Raw genomic sequence first — 16,130 nt, 5'->3', positions numbered from 1 at the left:
TGAACTAGAGGAAGCTGCACAGATGTCCAGTCGGTATTCCTCTTTCAATTGTATTGTTTTGCCGACTCCATGCACACAAGTCCTTTGGGACTCTAAGCTTTATTGTTTTATGTTGCTTGTTAAAGAAGCTGAAGATATTATTCTCAATTTAGTTCAGGTTCTAACTGAACATGATAGTGAAACGGTTACTTTGGAAAATGCTCAGGGAAGAACTATAGCTAAACCTATTGTCGGGAAATTAGATTTTCCTCACTGGGATAATTCGGCAATGGACGGCTATGCAGTGCGTTATGAAGATGTGAAAACTTGTGATGAAAAGAATCCTGTACACTTAGATGTTATTACCGAAATTGCTGCGGGCGATCGCCCTGAAGTAGATATCAAGCCAGGACAGGCTGCTCGTATCTTTACTGGCGCAATGCTGCCTCAAGGAACTGATACTATTGTAATTCAAGAAAATACCCAAAGAGAAGCGGATAAAGTTACTATCTTAGCTGCACCCGAACCTCAAGAGTTTGTGCGACACAAGGGAGCTTTTTATCAAGCTGGGACACCAATATTAGAAGCGGGAATTAAAATTGGCGCAGCCGAAATTGCCGTATTAGCTACTGCACAATGTACAAAGTTATCGGTTTATCGTCGTCCCCGCGTAGCAATATTATCTACTGGAGATGAGTTAGTCACCCCCGAACAAACTCTGCAACCAGGACAAATTGTAGATTCTAATCAGTATGCCTTAGCAAGCTTTGTGGCAAGTAATGGTGGTATTCCTATCAAGTTAGGTATTGTGCCAGATCAGCCAGAGGCTTTGAAAAGCGCGATCGCTCAAGCTATAGAATCAGCAGATATAGTTTTATCCACTGGAGGCGTATCCGTTGGCGATTATGACTATGTTGACCGTATTTTGGCAGAATTAGGCGGAACACTACATATCCGCAGCGTAGCGGTTAAACCAGGTAAGCCTCTAACTGTAGCCACCTTTGATGATAATAACTGTCTCTATTTTGGCATTCCAGGTAATCCTGTCTCGGCTTTAGTTAGCTGCTGGCGTTTTGTCCAACCTGCACTAAAAAAACTATCAGGACAAAATAACTATCAACCTAAGTTTGTTGATGCTATTACCCGGCACGATTTAAAAGCTGCTGGCAAACGAGAAACCTATCTCTGGGGACAATTACATTTAGTAAATGGTAAATATGAATTTGCTTTAGCTGGTGGTAGCCATAGTTCAGGTAACTTAATTAATTTGGCACAGACTAATGGTCTGGCGATCGCGCCTATCGATCAAAGGTTCATTGGTAAAGGGAATGAAGTAAAAGTTATGTTAATAAACTGAGCAAAAAATATTCGGACTCGATAGATATTTCTTTGAGGATTATTTTAATACCAAAGGTTGTTAATTCTCCAATTAATTAAGGGAAATATAAAAATGTACTAATTAATAACAAAGAAAAGTTTCTTATGAGTTCTTTTTTGAAAAAATGCCGAGAATGCCTGATATTTGTAACCATTTTGGCATTTAGTGTAATCACTTTTTAGGGCGGGATTTAACGCGAGGACACATCGCTATTTATAAATTTATTATGAAAGTCAGTATATATTTATAGATTGGATGTTCTATATTTATGCGTTTTAGTTTTTAATGTTGTGACTAAAATCGCCTTGATATACTTAGTACACTCAAAATAGTAAAATTATTCCTTAGATCTCAGATTTTAAAATTTCAATCAGCCTTAATTTGCCAATGTCCGATGTTCATCAACTAATTAATGCGGTAAATAAAGCCGACTCAGCCGATTTACTCTTAGAAACTGTCGAAAACTTAGCCGAAGTAGGCGATCACGCTGCTATACCCACTTTAGTAGAAGTTTTAGGGTTCAATAACCCTGGTGCAGCAGTGGCTGCGGTAGATGGTTTAATTCAAATTGGCGAACCTGTAGTTCCTTATTTACTCAAAAACCTGGATGGATATAATTATGGTGCAAGGGCTTGGGCAACTAGAGTCTTTGCAGGTATTGGCGATCCTGCTGCTTTAGATTTATTACTAGAGGCTGCAATTTCAGATTTTTCTCAAAGCGTGCGTCGTGCAGCAGCCAAAGGCTTAGGCAGCATTCTCTGGTCAAAGCTGCCTGAGAGTCAGGCTATCCCCGCCCAACAAAAGGTGCTTAAAACTCTACTTCTAGCTACAGAAGATGGCGAGTGGGTAGTGCGCTACGCTGCGGTAGTGGGTTTAGAGGCTTTAAGTAATACCTTGTCCCAAAGTCAACCAGAATTGCTCTCAGAAATTGCGATCGCCTTTCAGAAATTGATTGATAGTGAACCAGAAGCAGCTATTCGCGCTAGGGTCGAGTATGCGCTGTCAATCAATTGTATCTAATATAAATATATTGTAAAAAACAACAGTTAACAGCTAATTATTAATTGCTGACGGCTTTTATAAAAATGAATAATATTTCTGTATGTACTATTTATGCCAACAGAAAATTACACTTAAAAAATTTAATCAAAGGATTAACTAATTCTACAGCTTTATTCAATGAACTAGTAATAGTTACCATGAACGACGAACTTCCCAAATTACTAGCAACTTTTCCGATCAAGACAGCAGCTATTAATACAAATAATAATTTTCTACCTTTAGCAGCAGCTAGAAATAAATCCGCAGAAATTGCTAAAGGGGACAAGTTGGTTTTTCTTGATATAGATTGTATTAGCCATCCTAATTTAATTGAGGTTTTTAATCATCATTTAGAAAAAGAAGATGCACTATACCAAGGTTCGGTTCGTTATTTGGCTTCAGGTTGGCAACAAGAACAATGGACGTATAATACTTTAGAAAAACAGTCTGCACCACACAAACTACAGAGAAAAGAAGTTACTAAGAAGAATAAAGCATTGCATCCTTACGAATTGTTTTGGTCTTTATGTTTTGGCATCAAAAAGAAAACCTTTTTTGATCTTGGTGGTTTTGATACAGGATATCGTGGCTATGGAGGTGAAGATACTGACTTTGCTTTCAGAATGCGATCGCAACATATACCCTTATATAAAATAAGTGCTTTAGCCTATCATCAGTTTCATCCATCCTATACTCCTCCATTAAATCATCTAGAGGAAATAGTCAGTAATGCTCAGTTTTTTTATCGTAAATGGCAAATATTACCAATGAAAAAATGGCTCAATCAGTTTGCTGAGATGGGATATATTAGCCTACAAGATAATCAAATAGAAATTATTAAATATCCTACAGAAACAGAAATACAGACTTGTTTAAAAAATCACTAAAGTTGATAGGTAGTTGTGTTAACTTGGTGGTTTTCAAAATTACAAACGTTTAAATAATTAGCTAACAATTTCACTTCAGATTTAATTGCTTTAGCTGCTTGTGCTGCACCGTCAACAGCCATGATCCGATCCCATCTATCAATATCGATTGTGTTTAAATTCTCTAGAGTAAAGGCTATCGAATCACTACAGGGAAAAGCTTCTGTCATCGAACATAAACTTAGCTTTTCTAATAGTTGAGCTTTAATTACCTGTTCGTTAAAAGGTCTAGCTTCAGGAATACACAAGAAAGGTATTTTCGCTGTCCCAATTTCCATGACGGTATTATGACCCCCAGAAGCGATCGCTACATCGGCAGCTTTAAGATAAATATAGGTATCCTCGCACCACCCCACAACAGAAACGTTGTCAGGTAAAACATCAGAATCATGTTTAACTTTGCCCACTATTAACCATAGCAATGCTGGTGTAGCTAGCGCAGCAGCAGTAATATCAGCCAGAGAATGTCTGCTACCGCCTTTGCCATTTAGCACCAAAGCCACCTTCTGTTGGGGAGATATATTTAGTGATTCTCTAGCAGCAGATTTTGTGATTGTTCGCTGTGAATATCGAGAAAAACCAGGAGAATATATAGTTTTGGCTCGAATCCAATTAGGTATACCTTCAAATTCTAAAACTTCAGGATAGGGAGCAAACAATTTATAGGCTGCGTCATAACCTGCAAGATGAGGGTAGTCAGTGCGATCGCCATGTTGACGCACGGCAATTACGGGTACACCCAAAAACCTCAAATACTGGGTTATTTCGGCCGACACATCGACAATTACCGCCGTGGGATTAGTTTTGCCCACCCATTCACTTAGCATAACTGCCCTTTGCCGATAGGCATCACTATAATAGGGAGCGTAATGAAAAGAATAAGTTTGACAGTCTTGATTAATTGGCAAGTCAGGAACATACTCTACCTTATCTGGAGGTAAATCTAGTAGCTGGTAATTGCTTACTCCCTCCCAGTTTTGTTGACTAACTCCAGTGCCGATGAAGGTAATGGGGAAATTGAAGTTTTGAGCGATCGCTTTGGCTCGTTGAGCGTGTCCTCTGCCGTGGAGGTGTATGTAATACCCAATGTGCATGATTTTTCTTTGTGTCGGTTAATAATTCGCTCAAAAGCCTGAATGTATTTATCAATCATGGTTTCTAGGCTAAACCGTTCTAAAGCTAGCTTTCTGCAAGAGTAGCGAGATAAACGTTTTACCTGCTTCATCGCCTCTGCCATAGCATCGGTATCGTTAGGAGGAACTAAAATACCTGTTTGACAATCTAAAATCTCAGACATGGCACCACGATCGAATGCCACCACAGGAGTACCGCAGGCAAGACTTTCGATAACTACCAAGCCAAAAGGTTCAGACCATACGGGAGTACATAAAGTCATTGCTGCTGACTGCAATAAAGGCACTAACTCTTCTTCTTTTAAATGTCCTACATACTCAATTCCCTTGCCCAGGTGAGGTGCAATTTTGGTAGCAAAATATTCTCGATCGCCAATTTTTCCAGCGATAATTAACTGGATTTTCGCTTTTTGGGCAGCTTCGATAGCCAGATGAGTACCTTTATCGGGGATTATTCTTCCTGTCCAGACAGCACAGTTTTGATGATAGAAAGGTAAATAACCAAATACCTTTGTGTCCACGCCATTGTGAATTGTTTCTAGGCGATCGCTATCTAAACCCCACAGTTTGGTGTTAAACTCAGAAATAGAAATATAGTGACCCCGCTTTTTCCTTTCACGATAACGAATAGCACTCAACAGACGGGAAAAGGGAGGAGTATGTAAGGTGGTTACTAAAGGCGCAGATAGACGATCTTCTAGAATTATCGGGAAGTAGTTTAGAGAATTATCGTGTACCAAATCAAAGTCTTCAGTACTGAGATAGTCCATGATGTTCAGATAAGCCTCATGAGATTCCTCTTCATGGTTTAAACAAAAAGAAGTATCTAAAATTGGCTCCAGGGATAGATTAAGACGGCGATCGCTTTCTGGATGAGCAAACAAAGTGACTTGACAGCCTTTTTTGGCTAATTCTGTGACGATGGTATGGGTGAAACGTTCAATACCGCCAGCAAACGGCTCTTTGATTGGAAATCGACGATGCCCTAAAACTGCTATTTTCATTTTGATTTAAGCTACGAAAAATTAATCGACAATTACAGAGCAATTAATAAGCTAAGGGAGCTATATTTTCATCAAAGAGGCATAAACAAAAAATAGGTATTTTAATACATGGCAATAGTTTGGACTAAAGCTTCTGCATCATCACAATTTTGTCCAAACTATTGTAGGAAAAATTCTTAAAACTATTTTGATAGCTTGCTAATGTGCTGATTTTAATTAATCAAGACATTGCCGAATTTATGAGTATTCTTAATTAATAAAGTAGCAGTTTTAGCTAAACCTGAGTTCGGGTTAGGCATATTGTGCCAAATCTTTCTCTAAATCGAAAGGTTTCTTCGGTTGATAGCCCTTTGGGGGGTCGCCCTCACAGTGTGCAATCAAGCTACACCAAATATTTACGCCAAAACTGACGGGCGAGTGTTTAATCTGAGAGAGCTTCTTGAATTGGTCAATAATAGTTTTAACAATTGAGCGTTTACGAACTAAGAGCCGATCGCGCCCGAAACATTAAACGATTTTTCAGGTTACGCTGTGGTTTGGCAAATCCGCTGCTTATTGGGCAACATCAATCTCAGTACGACCTGAATTCGCTCACTCTAATCATTTGTTCGCAATTTTTGCAGTGCGATCGCGATCCTCTTGTTTGTCGCTAAGCTGCTCTTCAATCGAGTGGACATCGGGCCAAATAGAGGCACCGTGTTCGTAGGCATCGATGCCAATTTCATCAGCATCGGGATGGACGCGCAAGCGACCCACCGCCTTAAGCGCACCGAACATGAGAAAGGCAAAGGCGACAGTAAAAACTGCAATTGAAACAACACCGAGAAACTGTACCCAAAGTAGCTTAAAGCCGCCACCTAGCAACAGCCCCGCCGTTTGATTTGAGGTTAATTGTCGCTGAGCTAGAAAGCCGACTGCTAAAGTCCCCATCATGCCGCAGACACCGTGGACAGAGAATGCCCCCACTGCGTCGTCAATTCTAGCTGCCTCTATAATGTTCATCGAGATGATGACTAGCACTCCTGCCGTTAAGCCAATCAAGACTGAAGCCCAGGGCAAAACGTATGCACAGCCAGCCGTAATCCCAACCAGTCCTCCTAGCGCACCGTTGAGACAGTAAGACAGTTCCCATTTATGCGAGCGAAAATACTGGAAGAATAGCGCCGCCACTGCCCCAGCTGCCGATGCCAGAGTTGTGTTAACTGTTATCAAGGCAACTAGTCCAGGAGTGTCCATACCTAGAGACGAGCCAGGGTTAAAGCCGTACCAGCCGAACCACAAAATTAACGTACCCAAGGTTGCCAAGCCTAGATTATGTGGTGGCGGAGTCTGACCCCAGGCAGAACGATTGGGACGCGGTCCAAGCAAATAAGCACCGATTAAGGCATATGTACCGCCAACAAGGTGAACAACAGAACTGCCAGCGAAGTCGTGGTAGCCGAGACTAGATAGCCAGCCGCCGCTGTTCCATACCCAGTGGGCGATAATTGGATAGCCGATCGCCCCAATAACGACGCTGTAAATCAGGTCGCCAACAAAGTCTGTCCGTTCAGCTAGTGCGCCTGTGGTAATGGTGCTGGCAGTGGCAGCGAAGGCAAACTGAAAAAAGAACAGGGTATAGGTATTGAGGCTTGTGTCAGAGCCATCAGCTCCAGTAGCGTAGCTGACACCAGTTCCGCTCAAAGTAAGTGCGTCGCTCAGGAAGAAGTGGCTTGTGCCAATGATTCCACCAGCACTGCTGCCAAAAGCAATACCAAAGCCGACTGCCCAAAACACTAAAGCGGTGAGTCCAGCGTCTATAAAGTTCTCCGTCAAGGCGTTAACTACGCCTCGCTGGCGGATAAAGCCTGCCTCTAACATGGCAAAGCCAGTCTGCATGAAGAAGACCAAAAAGCCTGCTAGTAAAACCCAAACAGTATCGATGGAAACCTGAAGCCCAGAGGTAGTATTCGCTAATGATTCAAGGGTGGGTGGTGCCTGCGCCTGGACAATTGTTGGGGCGATCGCACTAAGGAACATTGAGCCGATTGCCAGTGCCAGCAAGCGTTGCCACACTCTATTTTTGCTTTTTATTGCCATGTTTGAAACTCGAAGAGATTTTAGTTTTCACTATTATTCAGCTATTGCTAAGTATAAAAAATACCAAAATTACGCTTAATCTAGAAAATCACTTAGCTAAAAGGCGCTGCGAAGTCTTTAAAAGCTATTAACTTTACGATCGAATTATGACAATAATTGCTAGAGTAAAAAGTCAAAATTGCTACTAACTCGCTTCTCCCTCGCAAGCGCAACCCTAGATCGTCACCACTGGTACATTTAGCTAAAAACTCACTCAACTTTGTCAATATCGAATCTTTTGCCTCATCTGGCGATACTAATAATTGCGGTAAATAGAATCCTGGTAAGACAGGTTCGGTTTTGGTTTTATTTAGCTTAGTGCCTACATCTGTCTAAATAAATACTTTTGTAGTTTGTTGATAAATATTTTCTATGACTATTGATTGATATAGCAATCCTCTGAATGATAGGTTAGGACATTACATTGAAAAAGAGAGAATTTGTCACTAAACAACTAAACAGACTTTAGTTACACCCTGACGTAGTTGCTTTTGTCTTCTTAGCCAAGATGCGCGGATGCCTGGACGAATGATCGGTGCAAAAGTTTTCGCACCCCAACGCAGAAAGGCATAATTGTGGAGTAATTCAGCTTGGGCAATTTCTTGCGCCTGTAGCTTTTGAATCCGTATAATTTCAGGTTCTCTTTCTAGCTGAATCTGAGGTAGTGCTGCATCAATTTTGCTTAAATCGGCTGATGATTGAGTCAATAGAGGGACTAAATGGTTAACAGCGACAATCACGTCTCGAAACGCCATATTAATACCCTGAGCGCGGATGGGGGACATGGGATGAACCGCATCTCCTAATAAAAGTAAGCCAGGTATTGACCAGCGATCGCAACGTCCGACAACAACAGACAATAACATAGGCTTGGTCAAACTCTCTCGGTGTTTCACGATATGTTCTGCTAACCAAGGAGGTGAAGTGGCTGCTAATTTTTCACCCCAGTCTACCTGTTGCCAATCATAATTATCATCAGCGTGCAATCCCCAACCTATATGAAATTGACCTGATGAAGCCCGAAACAAACCAAACCCCTCACGTCCTTGCAAGATTGAATAAAAAATATTGGCTGATTTTGCGAAAACACCAGAATCCAACTTAAACCAGAGAATATCTAAATTATTTTGCAGCTTAGTTAATTTTAAGCCCGCTTTTTTCCTAATTACAGAATTACGCCCATCTCCCGCAATAACTAAATCAGCGGTTATTTCTTGACCTGAAGCCAGTTTAACTCCAGAAACCCTGTCTGAAGAAAATAAAAGATCCCCAACAGGTTCGCCTTGAATAAATTCAAACTGAGGATATGTTTCTGCTTGCTCAATAATTGCAGCGAGTAAATGAGGCTGAGAAACAACGGTAGTGTAGTGTTTACCATTTTTTTCTATTGGTTCATCAACTCGAAATAAAGTTCGACCAGATAATAAAAATTCCCAGGCATCGATCGCTCGATGGGGAACTTCTGCTAAAAGCCCTAATAAATCCATTTGTTCTAGGGCATCTAACCCACTCGGCATTAAGCCTTCTCCGCGAAACAACCGCTTAAAATCACGAGAGGCTTCAACCAATTTGACTGCAATTCCCTTTTTGCTCAATAGCAGTGCCATCGTCGCCCCAATCGGACCTGCCCCAACAATTACAACCTGTGACATATACTGTATGGGCGAACGGCCGTTCGCCCTTACTGATTACTAGCATTAATTAAAACCTGTTCGTATTTTTGTCCTATCTTATCCCAAGTGTATTCCTGTTTAACTAGCGATCGCGCATTTACCGATAGCTTTTCTCGTAGCTTAGGTTCAGAAAACAAACGACCAATAGCATAAATATATTCTTCTAAAGTATTAGCCCGCATAGCTCTTAGGGGAACAGTTGCCCCATCAACCTTAAACTCTGCCAAAGCGCGATCGCTCCCCACCACGGGAACTCCCGCTGCCATTGCTTCTAAAGTACGGTTTCTCAAGCCATATCCCTGACGAATGGGAATTACGCAGACAGTTGCCCAATGCAGATATTCTACAACAGAGCTAACTTCACCCGTTACAAGTATTGCTGGTAAGTTTTTCAATTCTAGAATCTCTGCTACGGGATTTGCCCCCACCAATTCTAAGACAGCTTCAGGATAGCGTTGGCGAATGGCGGGAAATACTTCTAGTGCCAAAAAACGGGCTGCATCGATATTTACAGGGCTATCCATCATACCCACAAAGACAATTTTTTGTCCTCCTTGGTTGGTAATTCGATAGGGAAACTTGTCTAAATCAACGCCGTTAGGAATCATGGTTACTGAACATTCTGACTCTAACTGACGCACAATACGTTTATCTTTGCTTGTTACTGTCACAATCTGGCTAAATTTTTCTAAATAGCTTTGTTCATAGCGTTTTTGCAATCCTAAATTAATTTGATCTTTAATTTCGTTATTAGAGTCTCCTGTTGCTAGTTGCTGTTTGTATTTACCGTATTCTGAAAAGTGCAGATTTAAGACTACTCCTAGCTGTTTGTGCCACTTTGGGTCAACATAAATCTCATCGCTGTTGTCTTCGCAGGCGATCGCTTCAAACTGATTTTGAGCAACAGCTTGATTGATCCACTCTGCCATCTCAGGAGAATAATTGTCTAAAACTTCAGGTGGTGTTCGCTGCTGGATAAATACTCCCAAACGTTTGGCTTTATCGAGCAGTTTTAAAGGTTCAACATTTTTGGTTACAGGAAAAGTAACTAGCTCTTTTACCTGTTTTTGTATACTTTCTACCTCATGATCGGTAACTTCTGCACTGCGACGAGTCACTAAGGTAACTTGATGGCGACTATAAAGATATTGCAACAAATGAAATGTTCTTAGCTGTTTTCTGCCTTTAGCTGGTGGATAAGGAAAAGTAGAGCAGAGAATGAGAATATTCATAAACCATTACTCACTTAGGGAGTAGGAAGTAGTAAGTAGTAAGTTAGATATCGTCAAGGTTTTGGGTTATATATATGGTTCGTCAATTTCTGTCCACGCCTACTAGACTTTTTGCGTAAATAAACTAAACTGTTCACTATTTTTACCTCTTAGTTGGGTAGCCAACAATGATTTGTACAAGAATTCTATTCATTAACCAACATAATTAAGGCTTTAAATCATACTTTATTAAAATGAGGATTACTATATTAGTCGATGTTAATTTAAATGCTCAAGACAATAAAAAGAATATTAGGCGGATTTGGAACTCTTAATGGTGCTACTTATCCTTTTAAAGCCCTGATAACTTTTATTAAAAATCCCCGCCTGATTAAATATATTGTTATTCCCATCGTCGTCAATATTATAGTTGCGATCGCCTTGTATAGCGGTCTACTTTTTTTTGGACTACAGATTGTCAATGATGTCCAAGCAGATCTTACTCTTTGGCTAAATCAATTAGTTACTAATTTGCCTCAATGGTTAGGGTTTCTGACTTATCTGGTGGCTGGTTTTATTATAATTGTCCGTTTACTAATAATTGTTGTTTTATTAATTGCTACAGGCTTCTTATTGACGCAATTTGGCGTATTGTTGGGCGCACCTTGGTATGGTCAACTATCAGAACAGTTGGAAAAAACACTCACGGGCAAGGTTGAACTGATTGAATTAAATATAGCAGGTGATTTAGCTAGAGCAATTTTATATGAATTAAAAAAGCTAGTTTTAATTGCTTTAGTGGGTATTCCTTTATTATTAATCAACTTTTTTCCTGGAGTAGGTACTGTCGTTTCTAGTATTGGTTCACTTACCTTAACTACTACTATTGTTTGTCTAGATTTTTTGGATTCCTGTTTAGAAAGAAGAAGACTGAGTTTTCGCCAAAAGCTAGGTATTGTCTTCAAAAGTTTACCTGCTAGCGGTAGCTTTGGCTTAGTCTGTTTGGGCTTAATTAGTATTCCTTTACTGAACTTAATTACTATTCCTTTGTGTGTTGCTTCAGGAACATTATTTATTTGCGATCGCCTTAAAGCAACCGTAAGGTAATGATTTTAGATTTATACTGAATGGACTAATTATTAAACCAATAGATATTTTGAAATTCAAAATTTCACCTAACATTCCTGATAATGTTTGGGTTTTAGGATTCGTTAGTCTATTGACAGATATAAGTACTGAGATGATTCATTCGGTACTTCCTTTGTTTCTAGTTTCTTCTTTAGGCGCAAATCTAGTCACTGTCGGTTCAATTGAAGGAATTGCCGAATCTACTGCTTCTATTCTAAAAGTCTTTTCTGGTGCTTTAAGTGATTATCTAGGAAAGCGTAAAACTTTGGCTATAGCAGGTTATGGATTATCAACCCTGGTCAAACCTTTGTTTGCCGTGGCAATTAATCCAACTTGGGTTTTAGTTGCTCGTTAGGAGCGATCGCCTGGGCAAAGCAATTCGGGTTGCGCCTCGCGATGCTCTAGTTGCAGATGCTACTGATATAGCTAGTCGTGGTGCTGCTTATGGTTTTCGTCAATCCCTTGATACTATTGGCGCATTTTTAGGTCCTTTAGCTGCTTTCGGCTTAATGTCTGCATCTGGGCAAAATTTCCGACTGGTGTTTTGGTTGGCTGTTCTACCTGGAATTTTAGCTGTAGCTCTCTTGGCAAAAGGGATCAAAGAACCAAAATTTGCGGTTACTCAACAGCGGAATAATCCCTTAAACTGGGCATCATTGAGCAGCTTGGATAAAAACTATTGGTTGCTGATGCTAGTGGCATTATTATTTAATTTAGGCAACTCCAGTGATGCTTTTTTATTATTACGAGCGGAGCAAATTGGTATTGCTGCTAACCTCATACCGCTTACTTTGGTGGTTATGAATATAGCCTATTCTCTCAGTGCTTATCCCGTAGGTTTATTATCCGATCGCATTGGTCGCATTGGTTTATTCAGTAACGGAATATTATTATATGCCTTAACCTATCTTGGCTTTGCCTTTGTCAATCATACTTGGCAAGTTTGGCTGTTGTTTGGCTTGTATGGACTTCATCAGGGCATGAGTCAGGGTGTCTTATTGGCTTTTGTAGCCGATAGAGTTCCCGCCAATTTAAGGGGTACGGCTTTTGGCGGAATCAACTTGGCTACGGGAATTGCACTTTTACCAGCTAACCTAATTGCAGGAAGTTTGTGGCAAAATATCAGCCCTCAAGCAACTTTTGTCTGTGGGAGTATCTTTGCTTTAATCGCGATCGCTTTACTATTAATAACAGTCAGATAATCTATAACTTCAAAAAAATACCCCGCCAAAATAAGCAGAGTATCAACTTTTGATAAGCAAAAGTAAGATTACTTAAGATATCAGTTTTGCAGAATTATTTTGTTTGGGTTTCGCCTTCAATATAAATGAAGAGAAGAGCCATAGAAACTGCTGCACTTACAATGCCCACGAGGGGTACCATAGCCACAGGTAACCAGGAAGCTGCATAATCGCCAATCATAGTTTACTTTCCTATTTTAGAAAACGTTAACAACATGGATATTACTGCTAAGGCTTACCCCAATAGGTTTAGTTATAAAGATTCTTAACAAAAAGCGAACTTAAACCAAGATAGAGTGATGCTATTTAAAGGATTCGTACAAATACAAAATTTAGGAGAAATTGAATCTTTATGAACGAATATAATGCAATTCAGCCCGCTGGAAGTCCAGAAAACGGCAATTTAGCTACTCCTCTTAATTCTTCCGACTTTAGTAAAACCTTAATCCGCAATTTACCTGCCTACCGCGATGGGCTAGCACCATTCCGCCGTGGTTTGGAAGTAGGTATGGCGCATGGATATTTTCTATATGGTCCATTTCTAGTTTTAGGGCCATTAAGAAACACTCAGAGTGCCGATATCGGAGCTTTATTATCATCTATTGGTTTAGTAGCAATCTTGACGCTTTGTTTGTCTCTATATGCTAGTACTATGGGTGGCAAACCAACCGAAACAATTACTACAGGTAATGTTCCTGCTGCTTTCGCTAGCAAAGAAGGCTGGAGTGAGTTTGGTAGTGGCTTCTTTATTGGTGGTGCTGGCGGAGCATTCTTTGCTTATTTCTTGCTTTCTACAGCCTATATCGGTGACTTTAGAAATCTGATCCCTGGTCTTTAATTTTCAGGAGATTGAGAGCATAAAACTAAGGACAACTAAAGCTTTATGCTGGTAAGTCACTAATTTATTACAGCCTGGGGGCAACTCTGGGCTTTATTATTTATATAGGCATTCAACAGATATGTTGTTGTCAGCTAAAATATATTCCTTAAAATAAGTAGTTATTTGAGAAAAACATGATAAAGTCCTACCTAATAGCGGTGAAACAGGCTGGTATACGCTTAAAAACCCTAATTGCTTCATCTTTGTTGCTTATGTTTGCTATTTCCTGTTTGGCAGCCCCAGCGATCGCCACAGGATTATTTGATTTACCCGATTTTGATGCCAATCGAGTTTGGGTAGTTGACACGGCTAATGCTATTAGCAACGCCAATCAAAGCAAATTAACCAAAGACTTACAAGAGTTAGCGACTAAGACAGGTCAAGAAGTGAGAATGGTGGCAGTTCGTCGCTTAGACTATGGCGAAACGGTAGATAGTTTAGCTGAAAAGACATTTGCAGATTGGTATCCTACTCCTGAGGCACAAGCCAATCAAACTCTTATTGTCATGGATACTTTAACTAACAAAGCCGCAATTCGCACTGGAGAAGCTGCTAAGGGATTCGTTAATGCAGATATAGCTAATAGTATTGTTGATGATACTATTGGCTACAATATTCGCAAAGATAGTAAATACAATCAGGCTTTTATTGATGCAGGCGATCGCCTAACAGCAGTTCTTTCTGGTCAAGAAGATCCAGGCCCTCCAGCTATTGAAGACGAAGTTCAAATCGAAGGTACATTTACCAAAGCTGAAGACACAGATCAGGGTAGTGCAACCATTTGGATAATTGGCTTTTTAATCGTTGCTACCGTTATTCCGATGGCGACTTACTACTGGTATGTAGGATTAGGCAATTAATTCTAAATAGACGAGGTGTCGTTAACAAAATTAAGAGTCAAGTGGGCAATATTTAGCTTAAAACACAATAAACACCTCAAAAGTATCTTCCACTTGACTCAATAAGCTACTGCTTCACTAATCTTGAATATACTCAGTACCATTAACCAAAGCGTATTCAGCCCTAACAAATTCCCTACCCAAGTATGCAGCATGATCTAGCATGGTAATCGGACAAGGTTGGGGCTTCTCAACTACTTCGACACAGAGTTCTTTAGCGGTTCTACCTGTGTACAGCTTTTCTACGGGACGCTCAACGACTTTTTTGCCTCCACAAGCAATTACATCTCCTGTTTGAGGATCTACCGCTAAACCTTGTTCGTTGATTGAATTGGTGTAGTGTTTAGCGCAAATTAACCCCGCCTCACGATCTAAGTAAATAACGTAATAACCACCAGGATCGAGAGCAATAGGACGTTTAGAAAGCTCGTCGTCTATGACTTTTAAATTATGTTGATTAATAGTAATTGGCATAAAAATATAAAACGTTTGTTTAATTTATCAACAAATATAATAAAGGCTTCTCAAGATTAACAGCCGCCTTTTAAACTAATATAAAATTCAAATTAGGATGTTGGAAAATAATCTCGGCAATTTCCTCTGTTTTTGTTGTTTGATGTCTTAGTATTTTAACTCTACTAAATACTCTGATAGGCATTCCAACCTTTCCAAAACATAAATATAGCCGTAATTGCCAGAAACAAAACAAAAATTTTGCTAACAAGAGAATCCGATAGCTTTGGCAACACCCTAGTACCAATTTGAGTACCTAGCATCCCGCCAATGCCGAGAATTATGCCTTCATAAAACAAAACATTGCCTTTAGCTGCATAACTTATACAAGAAGAAACTGTAGCAGCGACAATCACACCTAAACTAGTCCGAATTGCCACTTTAATATTTTCATTTAAGAGCAGCATTTGTAAAGGTACCATAATTGCTCCACCACCAACTCCTAATAAACCAGCTAAAAAACCAGCAATACTCCCCGTAAAAATCTTGGCTAAGGTGGGATTAAATGATTTGTCGGAGTTCTTTTGCTTGGCAACCAGATTTTGGCGCAGCCTAATCAGAAAAATATTAGTTAGCAAAAATATGCCAAATATTGTTAATAAAATATAGTTTGGTATTTTTACCGCTACTTCTACTCCTAATTGGGCAAATAAAATAGCTGGAATGGCAAGATATGCTACTCGACGTAAATCTAAGTAGCCCATACGCCAGTTGGCAAAACTGCCCGCCGTAGAACTCATGATAATTACCAAGCTACTTGTGGCAACGGCTTGAATCGGCGGATAATTTAACGCCACCAGTAAAGAGACGATCAAAAATCCTCCGCCTATTCCTAATAATCCAGCTAAAATCCCAGAGACGACACCACCTCCAGCCAAAATCAATAAACTTTCCATATTTGCCACTTTGCCAGCTTTATAACTTATTAAATCTGGCTATTAAGCTAGCAAATTATTGAGGCAAAGATACGAGACGACTTAGCTGAAATTAGAAACACTACAGCTAA

The 16,130-nt window shown here is 40.0% G+C and carries 14 protein-coding genes and 1 pseudogene; 7 read left to right on the top strand and 8 right to left on the bottom strand.

Annotated features, from left to right (window positions below; all coding sequences use genetic code 11):
* Positions 1–109 precede the first annotated feature (109 nt).
* The 3 genes from glp to SLP02_RS15275 all read left to right on the top strand — a co-directional run bounded on the left by glp (position 110) and on the right by SLP02_RS15275 (position 3,285).
* Complete coding sequence (gene glp, locus SLP02_RS15285) at positions 110–1,336, top strand: molybdopterin molybdotransferase MoeA (RefSeq protein WP_319421548.1); 1,227 nt, start codon at positions 110–112, stop codon at positions 1,334–1,336.
* A 408-nt stretch (positions 1,337–1,744) separates the two neighbouring features.
* Complete coding sequence (locus tag SLP02_RS15280; protein ID WP_319421547.1) at positions 1,745–2,377, top strand: HEAT repeat domain-containing protein; 633 nt, start codon at positions 1,745–1,747, stop codon at positions 2,375–2,377.
* A 65-nt stretch (positions 2,378–2,442) separates the two neighbouring features.
* Complete coding sequence (locus tag SLP02_RS15275; RefSeq protein WP_319421546.1) at positions 2,443–3,285, top strand: glycosyltransferase family 2 protein; 843 nt, start codon at positions 2,443–2,445, stop codon at positions 3,283–3,285.
* Here the strand turns inward: SLP02_RS15275 and SLP02_RS15270 are convergent.
* From SLP02_RS15270 to SLP02_RS15250, 5 genes are all read right to left on the bottom strand, one after another.
* The gene (locus tag SLP02_RS15270) at positions 3,282–4,151 is read right to left on the bottom strand and encodes a glycosyltransferase (protein ID WP_319423690.1); all 870 of its coding nucleotides are present in this window, start codon (positions 4,149–4,151) and stop codon (positions 3,282–3,284) included. The genes SLP02_RS15275 and SLP02_RS15270 overlap by 4 nt on opposite strands.
* Before the next feature lie 134 nt (positions 4,152–4,285).
* Entirely contained in the window at positions 4,286–5,461 is a 1,176-nt protein-coding gene (locus SLP02_RS15265; RefSeq protein ID WP_319421545.1) for a glycosyltransferase family 4 protein, read from the bottom strand.
* Between the two features lie 600 nt (positions 5,462–6,061).
* Positions 6,062–7,540 (bottom strand): ammonium transporter, encoded by a 1,479-nt coding sequence (locus SLP02_RS15260; protein ID WP_319421544.1) that lies wholly within the window; start codon positions 7,538–7,540, stop codon positions 6,062–6,064.
* A gap of 485 nt (positions 7,541–8,025) precedes the next feature.
* Positions 8,026–9,231 carry an FAD-dependent monooxygenase gene (locus SLP02_RS15255; protein ID WP_319421543.1) on the bottom strand — a complete coding sequence of 402 codons (1,206 nt, stop codon included), beginning with the start codon at positions 9,229–9,231 and terminating at the stop codon, positions 8,026–8,028.
* A gap of 29 nt (positions 9,232–9,260) precedes the next feature.
* Positions 9,261–10,484 carry a glycosyltransferase family 4 protein gene (locus SLP02_RS15250; RefSeq protein ID WP_319421542.1) on the bottom strand — a complete coding sequence of 408 codons (1,224 nt, stop codon included), beginning with the start codon at positions 10,482–10,484 and terminating at the stop codon, positions 9,261–9,263.
* Between the two features lie 267 nt (positions 10,485–10,751).
* Here SLP02_RS15250 and SLP02_RS15245 point away from each other — a divergent pair, with 267 nt between their 5' ends.
* Positions 10,752–11,570, top strand: coding sequence for an EI24 domain-containing protein (locus SLP02_RS15245; protein ID WP_319421541.1), 819 nt, complete (start codon positions 10,752–10,754; stop codon positions 11,568–11,570).
* A gap of 46 nt (positions 11,571–11,616) precedes the next feature.
* A pseudogene (locus tag SLP02_RS15235) lies at positions 11,617–12,793 on the top strand (MFS transporter).
* Between the two features lie 94 nt (positions 12,794–12,887).
* On the opposite strand, the gene SLP02_RS15230 reads toward SLP02_RS15235, so the two are convergent.
* Complete coding sequence (locus SLP02_RS15230) at positions 12,888–13,013, bottom strand: photosystem I reaction center subunit VIII (protein ID WP_319421538.1); 126 nt, start codon at positions 13,011–13,013, stop codon at positions 12,888–12,890.
* 171 nt (positions 13,014–13,184) lie between these two features.
* Here SLP02_RS15230 and SLP02_RS15225 point away from each other — a divergent pair, with 171 nt between their 5' ends.
* Both SLP02_RS15225 and psb32 read left to right on the top strand, forming a co-directional pair.
* Entirely contained in the window at positions 13,185–13,670 is a 486-nt protein-coding gene (locus SLP02_RS15225; protein WP_319421537.1) for a photosystem I reaction center subunit XI, read from the top strand.
* Between the two features lie 176 nt (positions 13,671–13,846).
* The gene (gene psb32, locus SLP02_RS15220; RefSeq protein WP_319421536.1) at positions 13,847–14,572 is read left to right on the top strand and encodes a photosystem II repair protein Psb32; all 726 of its coding nucleotides are present in this window, start codon (positions 13,847–13,849) and stop codon (positions 14,570–14,572) included.
* Positions 14,573–14,689: 117 nt separating this feature from the next.
* Here the strand turns inward: psb32 and SLP02_RS15215 are convergent, their stop codons facing one another.
* Positions 14,690–15,085: a DUF4346 domain-containing protein gene (locus SLP02_RS15215; RefSeq protein ID WP_319421535.1), complete on the bottom strand. Its 396-nt coding sequence runs from the start codon at positions 15,083–15,085 to the stop codon at positions 14,690–14,692.
* Between the two features lie 164 nt (positions 15,086–15,249).
* Positions 15,250–16,020, bottom strand: coding sequence for a sulfite exporter TauE/SafE family protein (locus tag SLP02_RS15210; protein WP_319421534.1), 771 nt, complete (start codon positions 16,018–16,020; stop codon positions 15,250–15,252).
* Between the last annotated feature and the right edge of the window lie 110 nt (positions 16,021–16,130).

Source organism: Pleurocapsa sp. FMAR1 (assembly GCF_963665995.1).
Lineage (GTDB): Bacteria > Cyanobacteriota > Cyanobacteriia > Cyanobacteriales > Xenococcaceae > Waterburya.
This window is presented reverse-complemented; position numbering and strand designations above follow the sequence as displayed.